The 15,345-nt window shown below is 60.9% G+C and carries 16 protein-coding genes; 10 read left to right on the top strand and 6 right to left on the bottom strand.

Going from position 1 to position 15,345, the window contains the following annotated elements:
• The first annotated feature begins 26 nt into the window (after nt 1-26).
• From WAW39_RS01775 to WAW39_RS01810, 8 genes are all read left to right on the top strand, one after another.
• Nucleotides 27-1,637 (top strand): peptide chain release factor 3, encoded by a 1,611-nt coding sequence (locus WAW39_RS01775; protein WP_422315148.1) that lies wholly within the window; start codon nt 27-29, stop codon nt 1,635-1,637.
• Nucleotides 1,638-1,936: 299 nt separating this feature from the next.
• Nucleotides 1,937-2,155 carry a hypothetical protein gene (locus WAW39_RS01780; protein WP_422315150.1) on the top strand — a complete coding sequence of 73 codons (219 nt, stop codon included), beginning with the start codon at nt 1,937-1,939 and terminating at the stop codon, nt 2,153-2,155.
• 286 nt (nt 2,156-2,441) lie between these two features.
• Nucleotides 2,442-3,131 carry an SDR family oxidoreductase gene (locus WAW39_RS01785; RefSeq protein ID WP_422315152.1) on the top strand — a complete coding sequence of 230 codons (690 nt, stop codon included), beginning with the start codon at nt 2,442-2,444 and terminating at the stop codon, nt 3,129-3,131.
• Between the two features lie 297 nt (nt 3,132-3,428).
• Nucleotides 3,429-4,094 carry a phosphopantothenoylcysteine decarboxylase gene (locus tag WAW39_RS01790; protein WP_422315154.1) on the top strand — a complete coding sequence of 222 codons (666 nt, stop codon included), beginning with the start codon at nt 3,429-3,431 and terminating at the stop codon, nt 4,092-4,094.
• Nucleotides 4,091-4,849: an inositol monophosphatase family protein gene (locus WAW39_RS01795; protein WP_422315156.1), complete on the top strand. Its 759-nt coding sequence runs from the start codon at nt 4,091-4,093 to the stop codon at nt 4,847-4,849. The genes WAW39_RS01790 and WAW39_RS01795 overlap by 4 nt, the downstream gene beginning before the upstream one ends.
• Before the next feature lie 58 nt (nt 4,850-4,907).
• The gene (locus tag WAW39_RS01800; RefSeq protein ID WP_422315158.1) at nt 4,908-5,093 is read left to right on the top strand and encodes an addiction module protein; all 186 of its coding nucleotides are present in this window, start codon (nt 4,908-4,910) and stop codon (nt 5,091-5,093) included.
• Between the two features lie 376 nt (nt 5,094-5,469).
• Nucleotides 5,470-6,252 (top strand): ABC transporter ATP-binding protein, encoded by a 783-nt coding sequence (locus WAW39_RS01805; RefSeq protein ID WP_422315160.1) that lies wholly within the window; start codon nt 5,470-5,472, stop codon nt 6,250-6,252.
• Nucleotides 6,249-7,046 (top strand): ABC transporter permease, encoded by a 798-nt coding sequence (locus WAW39_RS01810; protein WP_422315162.1) that lies wholly within the window; start codon nt 6,249-6,251, stop codon nt 7,044-7,046. The genes WAW39_RS01805 and WAW39_RS01810 overlap by 4 nt, the downstream gene beginning before the upstream one ends.
• 216 nt (nt 7,047-7,262) lie before the next feature.
• Here the strand turns inward: WAW39_RS01810 and WAW39_RS01815 are convergent, their stop codons facing one another.
• The 4 genes from WAW39_RS01815 to WAW39_RS01830 all read right to left on the bottom strand — a co-directional run bounded on the left by WAW39_RS01815 (nt 7,263) and on the right by WAW39_RS01830 (nt 13,097).
• Complete coding sequence (locus tag WAW39_RS01815; protein WP_422315164.1) at nt 7,263-8,279, bottom strand: Gfo/Idh/MocA family protein; 1,017 nt, start codon at nt 8,277-8,279, stop codon at nt 7,263-7,265.
• 83 nt (nt 8,280-8,362) lie between these two features.
• Nucleotides 8,363-8,503: a hypothetical protein gene (locus WAW39_RS01820; protein WP_422315166.1), complete on the bottom strand. Its 141-nt coding sequence runs from the start codon at nt 8,501-8,503 to the stop codon at nt 8,363-8,365.
• A gap of 350 nt (nt 8,504-8,853) precedes the next feature.
• Nucleotides 8,854-10,557 (bottom strand): hypothetical protein, encoded by a 1,704-nt coding sequence (locus WAW39_RS01825; RefSeq protein WP_422315168.1) that lies wholly within the window; start codon nt 10,555-10,557, stop codon nt 8,854-8,856.
• Entirely contained in the window at nt 10,554-13,097 is a 2,544-nt protein-coding gene (locus tag WAW39_RS01830; protein WP_422315170.1) for a hypothetical protein, read from the bottom strand. Before WAW39_RS01830 ends, WAW39_RS01825 begins: the two co-directional genes overlap by 4 nt.
• Nucleotides 13,098-13,203: 106 nt before the next feature.
• Between WAW39_RS01830 and WAW39_RS01835 the strand changes: the two genes are divergently transcribed.
• Both WAW39_RS01835 and WAW39_RS01840 read left to right on the top strand, forming a co-directional pair.
• Nucleotides 13,204-13,416 (top strand): hypothetical protein, encoded by a 213-nt coding sequence (locus WAW39_RS01835; protein WP_422315172.1) that lies wholly within the window; start codon nt 13,204-13,206, stop codon nt 13,414-13,416.
• A gap of 7 nt (nt 13,417-13,423) precedes the next feature.
• Nucleotides 13,424-13,846, top strand: coding sequence for a type II toxin-antitoxin system VapC family toxin (locus WAW39_RS01840; protein WP_422315174.1), 423 nt, complete (start codon nt 13,424-13,426; stop codon nt 13,844-13,846).
• Between the two features lie 9 nt (nt 13,847-13,855).
• Here the strand turns inward: WAW39_RS01840 and WAW39_RS01845 are convergent, their stop codons facing one another.
• Nucleotides 13,856-14,758, bottom strand: coding sequence for an ABC transporter ATP-binding protein (locus tag WAW39_RS01845; protein ID WP_422315176.1), 903 nt, complete (start codon nt 14,756-14,758; stop codon nt 13,856-13,858).
• A complete protein-coding gene (locus WAW39_RS01850; RefSeq protein WP_422315178.1) occupies nt 14,755-15,117 on the bottom strand; it encodes a GntR family transcriptional regulator in 363 nt (120 codons plus the stop codon). The genes WAW39_RS01845 and WAW39_RS01850 overlap by 4 nt, the downstream gene beginning before the upstream one ends.
• Nucleotides 15,118-15,345 lie beyond the last annotated feature (228 nt).

Consider the following 15,345-nt stretch of genomic DNA (forward strand, 5'->3'; position numbering starts at 1 on the left):
GCCTTGGACGATGACAACCGCCCCCCATGCCCCACGAAGCCCAAATCGCCCGCCGTCGTTCCTTCGCGATCATTTCGCACCCCGACGCCGGTAAAACGACGCTCACCGAAAAGCTCCTCCTCTACGGCGGCGCCGTCGCGCTCGCGGGTTCCGTGACTGCCCGCAAGAACCAGCGCGCCACCACCTCCGACTGGATGGAGCTCGAAAAGCAGCGCGGCATTTCCGTCAGCTCCACCGTCCTCCAGTTCGAGTACAAAGGCAGCGTCGTGAACCTCCTCGACACCCCCGGTCACAAGGACTTCTCCGAAGACACCTACCGCGTCCTCACCGCCGTCGATGCCGCCATCATGGTCATCGACGCCGGCAAAGGCATCGAGGCCCAGACACGCAAGCTCTTCGAAGTCTGCCGCCGCCGTGGCGTCCCCATCTTCACCTTCATGAACAAGCTCGACCGCCCCGCGCGCGAGCCCCTCACCCTCCTCGACGAACTCGAAACCGTCCTCGGCATCGGCGCCTGCGCCATCAACTGGCCCCTCGGCCTCGGCCAGCAGTTCCGCGGCGTCTATGACCGTCGCAAAAACGACGTCCACCTCTTCGAGCGCACCGTCCACGGCGCTTTCCGCGCCCCCGAAAAAGTCGGCGGCCTCGATGACGACTTCGTCGCCAAGCACACCGTCCCCGAAGCTCTCGAACAGGCCAAGATGGAGCTCGAAATGCTCGACGGCGCAGGCCACGCCTACGACCGCACCAAGATCGATCGCGGCGAGCTCACCCCCGTCTTCTTCGGCAGCGCCAGCAACAACTTCGGCGTGCAGATGCTCCTCGACGGTTTCCTGGAACTCGCCCCGCCACCCGAGCCCCGCATGGCTGCCGATGGCCGCGTCATCGAGCCCACCGATGAAGGCTTCTCCGGCTTCGTCTTCAAGATCCAGGCCAACATGGACCCCCGCCATCGCGACCGCATGAGCTTCGTCCGCATCGTCAGCGGCAAGTTCGAACGCGACATGCAGGTCACCCACACCCGCACCGGCAAAATCGTCCGCCTCGCCAACTCCCAAAAACTCTTCGCCCAGGATCGCGAAACAGTAAATGAAGCCTACGCAGGCGATGTCGTCGGCATCGTCGGCAATCACGGCTTCGGCATTGGCGACACCCTCGCCACCGATCCCAAGCTCAAGTTCGACGAAATCCCCCGCTTCGCCCCCGAAGTCTTCGCCTACCTGCACAACCCCAGCACCGCCCACTACAAGCGCTTCCGCGACGGCCTCGAGCAGCTCCTCAGCGAAGGCGTCGTGCAGCAGTTCATCCAGCCCCACGCCGGCCAGCGCGTCCCCCTCCTCGGCGCCGTCGGCCCCCTCCAGTTCGAAGTCGTCCAGTTCCGTCTCGAAAGCGAATACAACGCCCAGAGCCGCATCGAAACCGCCCCCTACACCGTCCTCCGCTGGGTCCGCACCAAAGACGGCGGCGCCATCGAAGACTTCGACATCCCCGGCGGCGTCACCACCGCCCAGGACAGCGCCGAACGCTGGGTCGTCTTCTTCAGCGACCAATGGGCCATCAACTACTTCGAACGCCGCAACCCCAACGCCGAACTCTCCGAGATCCCCTGGGACGAAGTCGAAAAAGCAAAGCTCTAATTTGAGTTTCACCTCTGCCCCTTCAAACGCCACCACACTCCGCGATACACCAGCTCCAACGGAGCTGCGTAATTTAGCCCAGGGTCAGCCGAGCCTCAGCGAGGCGACCCTGGGTACCGCATAAGATGACCGGGAAGCAAACCCAGCATCCCGCAGCACTCCAAGAGCACCAGCAGCGTCTGCAGAAAGCTCCGCCTCATTGGCTCCGCAATCAGACAGCGCTCCTACATCATTTCAGACTCTCGGTGCTCACAATGCGCCGAACTGGCAAATCAGTCCAAATAGCCTATTCTCCCTGCATGCCAGACACGAAGATAGCCATCCGCCCTGAGCGGATCGTCACTTGGGAACAGTGGCAGGCAGGCCGCGCCGAGCGCCGCCGAGTGGGCAATCTCGTGGCCCCCAAAAACATCCGTCGCAAAAAGAGCGAAGGCGATGAATATCTCCGCGAAACCTACGACGGCGAACGCGGCCCTCCCTTCAACAAGCCCTTCGATCCTTCCGCCGACGAGAAATAACGGTTGGGGAAAATGAACCCCAAAACCGTCGTCATCACCGGCTGCACCTGCGGACTCGTCCGCACCATGCCGCCGGTCATCAACCCTTGGGACGAGAAGAAAAAGTCGGGCGACTTTTTTAGACAGGATTAACAAGATTTTCAGAATGATGCAGGATCGCACCTCCTGAATAAAAAAGCGGCGTTCCGAAACGGCATTCTCAACCCACCCCCGCGTAAATCTTGTTAATTCTGGAATCCTGTAAATCCTGTCAAAACAGCTCCGCGTTACCCACCGCCCCCTACCCATGCCCCCCAAAACCGTCGTCATCACCGGCTGCACCCGCGGACTCGGCCGCGCCATGCTCCCCCTCTTCATCAAAGCCGGCTGGCACCTCGCCGGTTGCGGCCGCAACGCCTCTCAAATCGCCGAACTCTCCCGCGAGTTCCCTGCCCCGCACCATTTCCAAACCTGCGACGTCTCCCGCGAATCCGACATCGCCGCCTTCTGCGACACCATCCTCGAAAAATTCGGTGCCCCAGATCTCGTCCTCAACAACGCCGCCATCATCAACCCCAACGCCCCCCTCTGGGAAACCAGCGCCGAGGACTTCAGCCGCATCGTGGACATCAACATCAAAGGCCCCGCCGCCATGATGCGCCACCTCCTGCCTGCCATGCTCAAGCGCAGCACCGGCGTCATCGTCAATTTCTCTTCCGGCTGGGGCCGCTGCACCGCCTCCGACGTCGCCCCCTACTGCGCCACCAAATACGCCATCGAAGGCCTCTCCATGGCCACTGCCCAGGACACCGGCGGCAAAGTCGCCGTCATTCCCATGAACCCCGGCATCATCGACACCGACATGCTCCGCAGCACCTTCGGCGATGAAGCCGGCGGTTTCCCCGATGCCGATGCCTGGGCCCGCCGCGCCGTCCCCTACTTCATCAAACTCGGCCCCAAAGACAACGGCAAGCCCCTCACCGTCCCCGGAGCATAGCCCTCAGGTCTGCCAGTCGGATCGAAGCGCCCCGCGCCCGGAGGATAGGCCTCCGGCCTGTCAACGGCTCGAGGCGTCCCGCCTTCGTTCAGTCAGGATAGACGCAAACCATCCGCCCATCACAAACTCCGCCGTCCTTTCAGTCCCTTCCGTCCTTTTCGTCCTTCCTCAGCGGCGCAGCACCCTCGTCGGCAGCTTCATTCACAAGCCCCGAAAGAAACACCTTCCTCATCAAATCTCTGCGGCGTTCCAATCTCTGCGGTGTAAAATCAGTGCTTCCCTAAAGGTCCCCGCCCCATGCGCCTCCTCATCACCGCCGGCCCCACGCGCGAGCCCATCGACCCCGTGCGCTTCCTCTCCAACCGCTCCTCCGGCCGCATGGGCTACGCCCTCGCCGAAGCCGCCCATGCCGCCGGCCAAGAAGTCCTCCTCATCTCCGGCCCCGTCACCATTCCCGCACCCTCCGGCATCCAAATCATCCACGTCAAAACCGCCCGCGAAATGTTCGACGCCGTCCGCACCCACCTCCCCGGCTGCGCCGCCGCCATCTTCAGCGCCGCCGTCGCCGACTACCGCCCCGCCCAGGTCGTCGCGCAAAAAATCAAAAAGACCGCCGAAACCCTCACACTCCAGCTCGAACGCACCGAAGACATCCTCGGCTCCGTCCGCTCCCAGTTCGCCTTCACCGGCTTCCTCGTCGGCTTCGCCGCAGAAACCGAAAACCTCATCGCCCACGCCCAGGACAAGCTTCTCCGCAAAGGCTGCGACCTCATCATCGCAAACGACGTATCTCAGTCCGGCATCGGGTTTGACAGTCTGGAAAACGAAGTCACCCTCTGCCTCCCCGGCGGTCAAACGATGCCCCTCCCCAGGCAGTCCAAAACCTCCCTCGCTCGTGAATTGATCCAGTTCATTTCATCCAGAGCATCCAGCATCCAGCATCCAGTCCCTAGCCCCCAGTGAACGAACTCCTCGCCACCGCCACCGAAGCCGCCCACGCCGCCGGCAAACTCATCAAAGACAACTTCGGCTCTGATCTCACCGTCAACGAAATGCAGCGCCACGACATCAAGCTCGAGCTCGACGTCCGCAGCCAGCAGCTCATCACCGACATGATCCTCGCCCGCTTTCCCGACCACGCCATCCTCGGCGAGGAAGGCGGCGAAACCGGCGGCAACGGCGACGTCGAATGGATCGTCGATCCCATCGACGGCACCGTAAATTACTTCTTCAGCATCCCGCACTTCTGCGTCTCCATCGCCGCCCGCAATCGCGAATCCAAAGAACTCCTCATCGGTGTCATTTTCGACCCCATGCAGAACGAAACCTGGACCGTCATCCGTGGCGAAAAAACCCATCTCAACGGCAAACCCATCGCCGTCAGCGATCGCGCCAAAATGGCCGAAGCCGTCGTCACCGTCGGCTTCTCCAAGAGCAAGGAAGCCCTCGATCTCGGCTTCGAGCGCTACAAGCGCATCGCCTACGAAGTCCGCAAGACCCGCATGCTCGGCAGCGCCGCCCTTGCCATGGCCTACATCGCCACCGGTCGTCTCGATGCCTACGTCGAAGAACAAATCAGCCTCTGGGACATCGCCGCCGGCCAGCTCATGGTCGAAATGGGCGGCGGCAAAGTGATGCTCAAACCCAGCACCACCAAGCCCGGCACCATGTTCATCTGCGCATCGAACGGCAAGCTCCCCATCGAAGAGTACCTGTAAGCCATCGCACCTTGTTTTTCCGCCAGCCAGGGACTGTTCTCACCACATGACACCCACGATGGACTCCCTGCTCACGGACAGCTTGATCCCCACCTTCCAGATCACCCCCGATCTGGAAGCCGTGCAGATTCAAGAAGTGCGGCGTCGCATCGATGACGTCCGCACTGGCCGTGTCAGCACTATTCCTGGCGAGCAGGTGTTCACAAAAAATCAGCAGTCTCCCGCCGGGCGCCGCTCAGCATGACGTTTGATCTTCATCCCGACGCCCGCAGCCACCACTTCGCTCCGCCACACACCAACTCCATCGAAGTTGCTCACCAAAGCCAAGAGCATTGACGAGCCCGACGACAGTGATTCCCCAGCCCCAAAGGGGCTGCGCATCATAGCGAAGGGTTGCCGAGCCTCAGCGAGGCTACCCTGGTACCCGACATCAAATCCGGGAAGCAAACCCACACCTTCGCCACACACAGCGGCCCCCAGCAGCGTCTGCAAAAAGTTCCGCCACGTATTGGCTCCGTATTCGAACAATGCTCCGCCCTCCCTCCCAAGCTGATTCCGCTCTCAAGGTTTCATCTTTTCCAGCATGACAATTTGCTCACTCCCTGCGAACTAACACCTCAATGTCCGCCCCCCCCGACACCCGCGAAGTCATCCTCGAAGCCATTGATCTCACCCGTGAGTTCGACGGCGTGAAGGCGCTCGACAGCTTCAGCTTCAAGCTGCATCGCGGCGAGGTCCTCGGCCTCCTCGGTGCCAACGGCGCCGGCAAGACCACCGCCATGAACTGCCTCCTCGGCCTCACCCTGCCGACCTCAGGCGAGCTCAATGCCTTCGGCCTCCCCCTGCAGGCCAACCGCATCAGCATCCTCCAGCGCTCCAATTTCTCCTCCGCCTACACCGCCCTCCCCGGCAATCTCCTCGTCTGGCAAAACCTCAGCGTCTTCGCCCGCATCTACGGCGTGCCGAATCCCAAGAAGAAAATCGCCGAGCTCATGGAGCTCCTCGAAATCTCCCACCTCAGCAAGCGCGTCACCGGCCAGCTTTCCGCCGGCGAGTCCACCCGCGTCAATCTCGTCAAAGCCTTCCTCAATGACCCCGAGCTCCTGATGCTCGACGAGCCCACCGCCAGCCTCGACCCCGACATCGCCGACAAGGTCCGCAAAGTCGTCCGCAAGGTCCAGCGCGAGCGCAGCATCGCCATCCTCTACACCTCCCACAACATGCGCGACATCGAGGAAGTCTGCGACCGCGTCATCTTCCTCCACAAAGGCAAGATCGTCCGCGAAGGCACCCCTGCGGACATCGTCGCCCAGTCCAGCAGCGACAATCTTGAGGACGTCTTCATCAAGATCGCCCGCGACGGCGAAATCCTCGACGAACCGAAAAAAGAATCCGCCGTATGAATTTCCGCATCATCAGCGCACTCGTGATGCGCCACCTCTTCCTCTACTCCCGCACTCCCATGCGCATGGTGGAGCTCGTGTTCTGGCCGCTCGTCGATCTCGTCGTATGGGGCAACGTCACCGTCTTCATCCAGAAAAACAGCGATGAAAAATTCGGCGGCTTCATCCTCTTCTTCCTCGGCGCAATGATCCTCTGGGACATCCTCTTCCGCGCCCAGCAAGGCGTCGCCATCTCCTTCCTCGAAGACGTCTGGACCCGCAATCTCCTCAACATCTTCGTCGCACCCGTTCGCACCGCAGAGTACCTCAGCTCCACCTTCGTCGTCGGCTTCCTGCGCATCCTCATCACCTGCGTCGTCATGAGTTTCGTCTCATGGATCGGCTACTCCTTCAACATCTTCCAGCTCCAGTGGTGGCTCGTGCCCTTCTTCCTCAATCTCATGGTCTTCGGCTGGGCCCTCGGCATGATCTCCACCGCGCTCATCCTCCGTTGGGGGCAGGCCGCCGAATCACTCGCCTGGGCCGTTCCCTTCTTCATCCAGCCCGTCGTCTGCGTCTTCTACCGCGTCGAAGACATGCCCGCCTGGTCACAGCCCATCGCCTGGCTCTTCCCCGCCACACCCATCTTTGAAGGCATGCGCGAAGTCATGAAAACCGGCTCCATGAGCTGGAATCACCTCTGGCTCGCCGCAGGCCTCAATGTCATCTACCTCGCCCTCGCCGGCTGGCTCTTCGTCTGGGTCCTCAATCTCACCCGCAAACGCGGCCTCCTCACCAAGTTCGCCACGCAGTAGCAACGGGTGCATTCATTTCAGCCCTAAAGGGGCGGCCTAGCGTAGCCCAGGGCAAGCGAGCCTAGGCGAGTGCCGCCCTGGGTTACGATCAACAACTCCGGGTAGCAAACCCAGCGCTTGTCATTCACACCGAGGGCACCAGCAGCGTCTGCAACCAGCCCCGCCACGCGCACCTCCCGCAAACAACCGTTCAGCCACCGTCAACTCCGCCTCCGCTCAACTCCCCTTCCCCCACACCCCCGCCGCCCGCAGCACCGTCTCATGCACGCTGATGTCATGCGCCGCATCCCACGCCAGCTTCTTCTCCCCGCGCACCACCTTCGCCAGATCCGTAAACTCTCCCGCATACCGATCCTTCGGCACCTCCAGCTGAAACGACTGCGACCCCTTCTTGTAGCTCCCCCGCGCCTTCGTCAGCGACAGATTCACCTTCCCGCTCTCCATCGGCAGAATCTCAAACGTCCCCTCCGTCCCCGTCACACTGAAGCGCCGCCGCGGCCCGCCAAATGGGTCCGCATGATTCACCCGCACCACCGCCGTCGCCTTCGCATACTGCAGCACCGCCATCTGGTTGTCCTTCACCCCATCACTCTGCGTCGGCGTTGAAAAAGCATTCACCGCCTGCGGCTTGCCCAAGATCGTCGTCACCGCGTCGATCACATGGCAGCCCAGCTCAAACAATCCCCCACCCGGCAGCGCGCCGATGATCCCCCGCTGCTTCGCATCCCCCAGCTTCCCCATCGCCGCGTCGATCTCCGTGATCTCCCCCAGCCACCCTTCGCGCACCGCCTGAAACAGCAGCTCAAACGCCGGGTTGTAACGCAGCATATACCCCATTTGCACCGTCAGCCCGCGCTTCTCAGCCTCCAGCCGCATCGTCTTAAATTCGTCATGCCCCAGCGCCCCCGGCTTGTCCAGATGCACATGCTTCCCCGCCTCGATGCACCGCAGCGCCGTCGCGCACGAGTCCTCCATCCGCGTCTCCACCGCCACCGCCCTCAAATCCGGCGTGCCTAAAAGCTGCGCCTCCGTCATCAACGGCACCCCCTCATACCCCTTCGCCGCCGCCACGCCCACCACCTCCCAAAGCTCCGGCAAAGCCCGCATCGCCGCCATCTTCCCCGCCGCATGCGCATGCTCCGTCCCGATCTGCCCGATGCGCAGTCTGGCACTGCCACCGGCAGCCAAAGCAGTGGAACCACAGGCAAGAAGGAAGGCGCGTCGTTTCATCATAATCACTCTGAAACGACGCCAGACCAGCATTCCCCACTCAGAAAGCTTCATCGCCGCAATAACGGGCAGCTGCACCGGCAGCGTCACGAGATCGAAAGCTCCCGCAGCAACAGAGTGACACTGCCTCGGAAAGAGTTCTTAAACTCCAGCCCGGCACTGGCACAGCTGCTCAGATTCAGACCAGCCACGACGACAAAAAGAGAGCGGATAAGTTTCGTTTTCATGCCGTCAAGATGCCCCACCTCCCGCCAATCCCCTCATCGACCCTCTACATGATTGCATTGGCCCGACCAATCCACCTATTGGCTGTTCATGCCGCCCCCACTTCCTCCGGACAGCCTGCACCATGCTTGAAAGCCTTCGTTGAAAACCCGGCACAAACTCACAGCAGCCCCTGCCCCCTCCTCGCAAGACGCAGAACCTCAGAAAGCGCGTAGCGCTGGCATAACGGTAGCCGTGGGCGCCAGCCCACGGAACGCCAACTCCACGCCTCTCAACTTCCGTGGAACCGCGTAGCGGTGAAACAAACCACCGCCGCGCACCCAACGACCTTGCACCCACGCTCAACCAGTCCTCAGGGCTTCTTCACCTCAGGCTTCGTCTCCGCCAGCACCCCCTCCATCTGTGCCGCCGTAAGTTCCAGATCAATCGTGCCCCGCTCCTCCGCATGCCACAGGCTCATGTTGAGTCGCTTCACCCACTCTTCATGCGTGGTTTTCAGCAGCTCATGCTGCACCACCGGCGTCCACAGACGGAGATCAAAGCCTTGGGACTCGTCCGCTTGCAAAGCAAAGCCCTGCCCCTGGGAGCGATTCCACGCATACTCGCGCTTCTGCGGCCCAAGATCGTGCGCCTCATTCTCGCGCAGCTCAGGATCTTCCAGCACAAAAAGAAAGCCGTCCGCCAACGCTTGTCCGCGTGACACCGCAGGCCTGTGGTCCCGAGGCGGCAGAGCCAGTGGATAAACCCGGTGCAGGCAGCCCTTGGACTCCCACGAGCCAAACGAATAAACAAACGGCGGGAACTCAACTCGCAGGCCCGGGCGCACCGGAAAGATGCCCCCTTTCGACCACAGATCCCTCAAAGGAACGCTGCCAATGCGCCGCATCTCATGCACCGCCAGCCGCAGCCGCCAGCGCGCCGGCATCGTTTTCGGGTCAAGGCGCAGCGGCTTGAGGGCCTCCTGAATTTTGAGCCTCCCATTGTAGATCCCAGTGTTGTTCAACTGATGCCGCCACAGCGTGGTTGGCGCACTATGTTTGAGCAACACACGCAAGTGATCAAGGTGCAGCCAGGAATCATAGCCATTGGTATTCGGCACCAGATCACTATAGCTGCCCAGCGGCGGCCACTCCTTTTGCCCCTCGTTGATCGGCGCCAGGTCGATCACACTCGCCACCTCATCTTTGCCGAGTCCGGTGATGCGCAGCGTCGGCCACAGCGCACGCCCCGGCATCTTGTCCGCAGGATCCGCCTTGCCAGTTTTCACACCCAGTTTTTTGGCTGGGTAATACAGCGGCGGCGGAGTGATCCAGTCCACGCTCCACATCGCCGAGACCATCGGCGCCTGCATCAGGCTGATGACCAGCAGCGCCGCTGCCATCGCACGCCGACGCGGCACCGTCGCGAGCCACCACGCAGTGATCCCTCCAAGAAACGCCACCACGCTGGCAACCATGTGGCCGCAAGTTCGCAACGCCTCCGCAGCCGCGTCCCTTTTGGCTGGCTGCCACATGGCCTGTACCATCGACTCGCCACCCGTGAGCCACAGCCCGGCAGCAAGCACTCCCACCACAGCGATGGCGATGACCTGCCGCGTCGTGCTCGTCAGAGCCGTGAGCGCACTCACCATGCCGATCACCAGTCCCACGCTCAGCATCAGCCCGCTGCCAAGCGCCAGCCACGCTCCCATGCCAAGCTGAAAGCCAGCCCAGCCCGTGCTCTCCACCATCAGCAGCGGCAGCACGATCCCACAGCAAAGAAACGCCAGCTTGCCCAGCCAAAGCGCCACCTGCCCGACCGGCCGCGTCAGCGTCGCACAGTCCGTGTTCGAAGGCGAGTCACCACGGATGCACAGCCAGACCACAGTGGCGGGAATCAGCACCATCATCAAAATCGAAAACTCACCAAAGGCGTAGTCGAATTGGGCGATGTCCCTGACGGCGATGCAATAACGATGCAGCAGCGTCGCCGCGATCCATGCCAGGATCCAAACCCAATGATGCCGCCACTCCGTGCGGAATTGATGCATGATGCGGAAGAGCAGGGTTGCAGTCATGGTTTGCGGAGCCTCCAGGCACGTTGTTCCGGCAGGTACTCAAAGTCAGCCACCTTCAGGTGCCGGTAGCGCGGCCACTGTTTGTCGGCGTCCACCTTTTCCTGCCAAAGCTTGGTGTCATCGGCCTTCAGCAGTTTGGGGTATGGCATGCTGCAGCCGGGAGACGGCGCATCTCCTCCCAGGGCCATCCACCGTAGGCAGACCTCCAGTGCCTCGCTGCTGCCATACTCGGCGGCTGTTTCAAATCCCATGGCCGTCCAGTGGTTTTCGTTCCTCAGGGCGGGGACGTCTTGCAGGATGGCTTCGCGCGCGTTCGCCTCCAGCCGCGGACGCAGGGCAGGAAACTTGTTGAGCGCCTCATAGTCGTGGTCCTGTCCTTGTCGCCGCAGCTCCTGCATCAGCTTTTCCAGCGAGGCTTCATCCCCCCATTTCAACAGCAGGTCGTCGATCCCATGCGGCAGCCTTGGCAGAGAAAGCAGGCGCGGTTGCAGGCGCCGTGCGGGCTCACTCCAGCCTTTGCGGATGATCGTATCCGTCAGCACCGTGTTCGTCATCACTTGATCAATGATCGTGTCCCTCTGTTCCTCAGTGAGGTACTCATCCAGCAGACTTTTCGGCGGGTAGTTGTTCCAGCCAGGCCACAGTTCAGGCGGCAGTTCCAGCATGAGCGCCAGATGATTCTGCAGCAGCGGCCGGAAGGCATCCCCCACTTCTTTGAGCGCAGCCTTCTTGTACGCCACACCCGTCGCGGCCACGGTCGCGAGCAGATCATAAAGATAGCGCCGCGCCTCGGCTTCTGAACTCTCCGCCGTCGGCGGTTTCAAAGTAGCGAGCCGTTCTTGAAAAGCTTTCACCTCGCGCCCCACATAAATATGCTGGTCATACAAACGGTGCGTGTCGTTTCTTGGCGGATGATCAGCCAGCCTTATGTCCGGCGATTTCCATGTCCACTTCGTGGTGCCAAGAAACCGGCTGCGCAGCAGAAGGATCCTGCACTCGGCGATATCCACGTGCGCATCCTCCCCATCTGCATAGTTCAAAACGCCACGCCAGCCGAGACGTTTCGCCTCCCGGCTCCACCCTTTGTCTCCAGCGCGGGTCGGCTGCTGCTTTTGAAATGCCGGCTCCACCCAGACCAGATGTCGTTGCGGAGAATACAGCATCACCGCAGTGTCACCAAATCCCCCTCTTTGAGGATCATGCGCGCTTACATGCAGATCCACACTCAAGCTTCCGAGACTCGTCGCACCATTTTCATTTTGATTTTGATTCACCTGCAGAATCCGCATCGCATTCCCGTCAGACTCCCCATGCGCTCCTGCTTGCAGCGGCAGATCCAGCGCGATCTCACGCTCATACCAGTCGATCTCATAGTCTGTCGTGAGGCGCAGCGGTTTCTGCGGATCTGGATACGGCGGCTTAAACTCGCCCAAGTAGCTCTGAAAGTTGCTGTATATCCCCCATTGCGAGCGATCACTGCTCGTCGCGAAGAGAGTGCCTGCCGGAAACAAGTCGCGCAGCACACTGTCCATCGCCATCAGGGTCTGATAGGGCAGCTGAAAGTTGTTTTTCCGGCTGCGCCAGAAAAAGGGCGGCTCGGAACGCGTCATTTTCTCCCCTTGGGCAACCACACTGGACTGCGGTCTCAGTTGCACCGACACACGGGGATCCTGGCTCTGCGTCCGTATCGGCACAAAGATCGTTCTCTGCCGCTCCTCCTCAAATCCGGTGAACTCAAGCAGGCTCAGGTCGATGTCCACCTTCAGCTCAGGGGCCAGTTCACTCGCCCGCGCTTGATCTTGCGAAGGGTCTTGTTCATTCCATGGCCATAGTCGGCCCGTCGTCAGGCATAGCATGCCGAGGCTCAGCATCATGAGAATCCGCCGCCGAAAGGTCCTCACGCACCCATTCTGTTGCCGCCACGCCATCCTCAGGATGCCCGCGGTAAATACCATCGCCGCCACATTCATGCCCCACCGGTTCTGACTTCCATCCATCGAAACATTCGCCCAGTTCAGCGCAGCAAATTCCACCATTCGATTCGCGACATACGTCCCGGTGGCAAGGCATCCCAGCGCAGCCCAAAACTCCCCCCGCCGCCACAGCGCCGTCATCGGCACCACCCACGCCGTGAGCTTGAGTGTCTCCACCGCCTTTCCCCACGTGCCTGTCACAATCTCCGCCGCTGGACGGTGCGAGAGCAAAAGATAGAGCGCGTTTTGCAAAACCACCGGCACCACCAGCAGCAGCAGCCACAGCATGATCCGCGCCTGCCAATACGCACGCATGGGCAGAGGCCGCGTGCTGATAAAGCTGCGATCACTCCCCGGCTTGTCCTCAGGGCATGATCCCATCAAGGTCATCCCAGCCACCATCAGTACAGTCGGCAAATAGCTCAGCCACACCGGCACATCCTCTCCCGCCTTCAGCGGCAGCAGCCATTCCAGATTAACCGCCAGATCCAGCGCCAGCAGCACCAGAAACGCCAGCCAGCGCAGCCGCAGATAATAAAACTCTTTGCGGAAGTGATGAAGTGTCATAGGCCAGATGAATTAAAATCCGAATGCCGAGCCCTGTCTCTTGAGACGCAGCCCCGCTGACCAAATGCCGGTTGGCAAGTGCTGGCTTGGCTGTTAAAATGCCCCCATGAAGGCTCTCGAAAATTCAGCCCTTCCCACCTTGTCCCAAGACGAGAGGTACGCTGCCATGGTCGAGAAGCTGAAAAAGCTTGGCGTTCGAGTGGCCCCACGAACCGCATGGAAACAATCGTTTGGCAGCATGGAAGGCAGCGAGCATTTCGACGAGGCTGTTCGCCTCGGTGCGGAGTGGCGCGAACAAGTGAACCGCGACGATTCTTAAGTCCGTAATGTTCCTCCTCGACACCAATCACTATTCTGAATTCGTTCGGAAAAGTGCTGCGGGGCTTCGATTGAGAGATCGAATGGACTTGTCCCATGTCGATGACTTCTTTCTTGCGATCATCACTCCTCAAGAGGTACTCAAAGGCTGGCTCGCTGAGATTCAGCCTCATCGGCAGTTGGATCGCGGCGTGCGTTCTTATGCGCAGTTCCAGGACAGCTTGGCTGACCTGCAACGATGGACCTGTCTTCCTTGGAGCGCAGATTCCGCTGACATCTTTGACGGCTTGAAATCCTCCAAGCTCAATATCGGCACTCTCGACATGCGCATCGCTTCCATCGCGCTCGAATACGGTGCCACGATCCTCACGCGAAACCTCATTGATTTCGTGAAGGTCCCCGGCCTGCATGTTGAGAACTGGTTGGTTTGAAAGCATATCTCATTTCCCTTCCAGTCGGTAAGCCCTCGCCAGCGCCACAAAAATTTCCCGCAGGCTCATCGGCCTCACCTCATGATGCGCCGCCGCCGGCATCGCCTCCCGCAGTGATGCCGCAAATGCCTCATCACTCGCAAACCGGCTCGCCGTAAATCTCAGCATCCGCCCCGCCTGCTCCGCATGCAGCCAGTCGTTCGGCAGATTCACCGGCGCTTTCGCCTCGTCCGGCAGCACCACCTCGATCGCACGAAACCTCGCCTGCAAACTGTCGCTCGTCTCATCCAGCGCCAGCTTCCCACGGTTGATGATCGCCACCCGATCCGCCAGCCGCTGCACCTCCTCGATGTCATGCGACGACACAAACACCGTCCACCCCTCCTGCTCCGTCAGTTCCAGCAGCCCGCGAATAAACTCATCACGCACCAGCGGATCCAGCCCGCTGAACGGCTCGTCCAGCACCACCAGCTTCGGCCGGTATGCCAGGCTGCTCAGCAACGCCGCCTTCATCCGCATCCCACGCGACAGATCCTTCAGCTTCGTCCCCGTCGGCAGATCAAACTGCACCATGAGCTGCTTCTCAAAAGCCGCATCCCAGTTCGGATACAGCGGCCGGCAATAGTTGAAGAACTGCTTCACCGTCATCCACAGCGGCAGCTCCATGTTTTCAGACACATACCCGATCTGCGTGAACTGCGCCGGCCCCAGCTTCCGAGAATCCCCGCCCAGCACCTCAATCCTTCCGCTGTCCGGCCGGTGCAAATTCAGCAGACACTTGATCGTCGTGCTCTTCCCCGCGCCATTCGGCCCCAAGAAAGCCGTCACCTGCCCCTCCGGAACCTCCAGGCTTAAACCAGCCACGGCTTCAGTCTTGCGGAAGCGTTTATGCAAATCGGTGATCGTGATCATAGACTTTTGAGATGCTGAATGACTTGGTTGAGCGTGAGATTGAGTTCCGCCGCCTCCTTGAGCAGCGCCCGACATTCCGGCGTGATCTGCGCCAGCCGTTCCGCGAGGTCCGGCTGATCCGGCACCGTCACCACCATGCCAATGCCCGGCCTAGAATTGAGCCATCCCGCATCCTTCAGCAGCAGCACCACCTTGTGCGCCGTCGTCGGGCTGATCCGCAGTTCCTGGCTCAGCGTCCGTACACTCGGAAACGCATCCCCCGCCCTCATCTGCCCCGTTAACAGCGCCTTGCGCACAGCCCCAAGAATCTGGTCAGAGACCGGACTCCCATCCTGAAGCTGGATCGAAAAAGGCAGCATACGCGAAGTGTGACCACTGTAACAGCACATCTGTTACACCTGCAAGCAAAAATTTCTCAGCTCTACTTTCCATCCACCAAGGATCGGGGCTCTCCGCCCCCCAACACCTCTGCCACCTCTGCCACCTCTGCCACCTCTGCCACCTCTGCCACCTCTGCCACCTCTGCCACCTCTGCCACCTCTGCCACCTCTGCCACCTCTGCCACCTCTGCCACCTCTGCCACCTCT

Source organism: Prosthecobacter sp. (assembly GCF_049294395.1).
Lineage (GTDB): Bacteria > Verrucomicrobiota > Verrucomicrobiia > Verrucomicrobiales > Verrucomicrobiaceae > Prosthecobacter.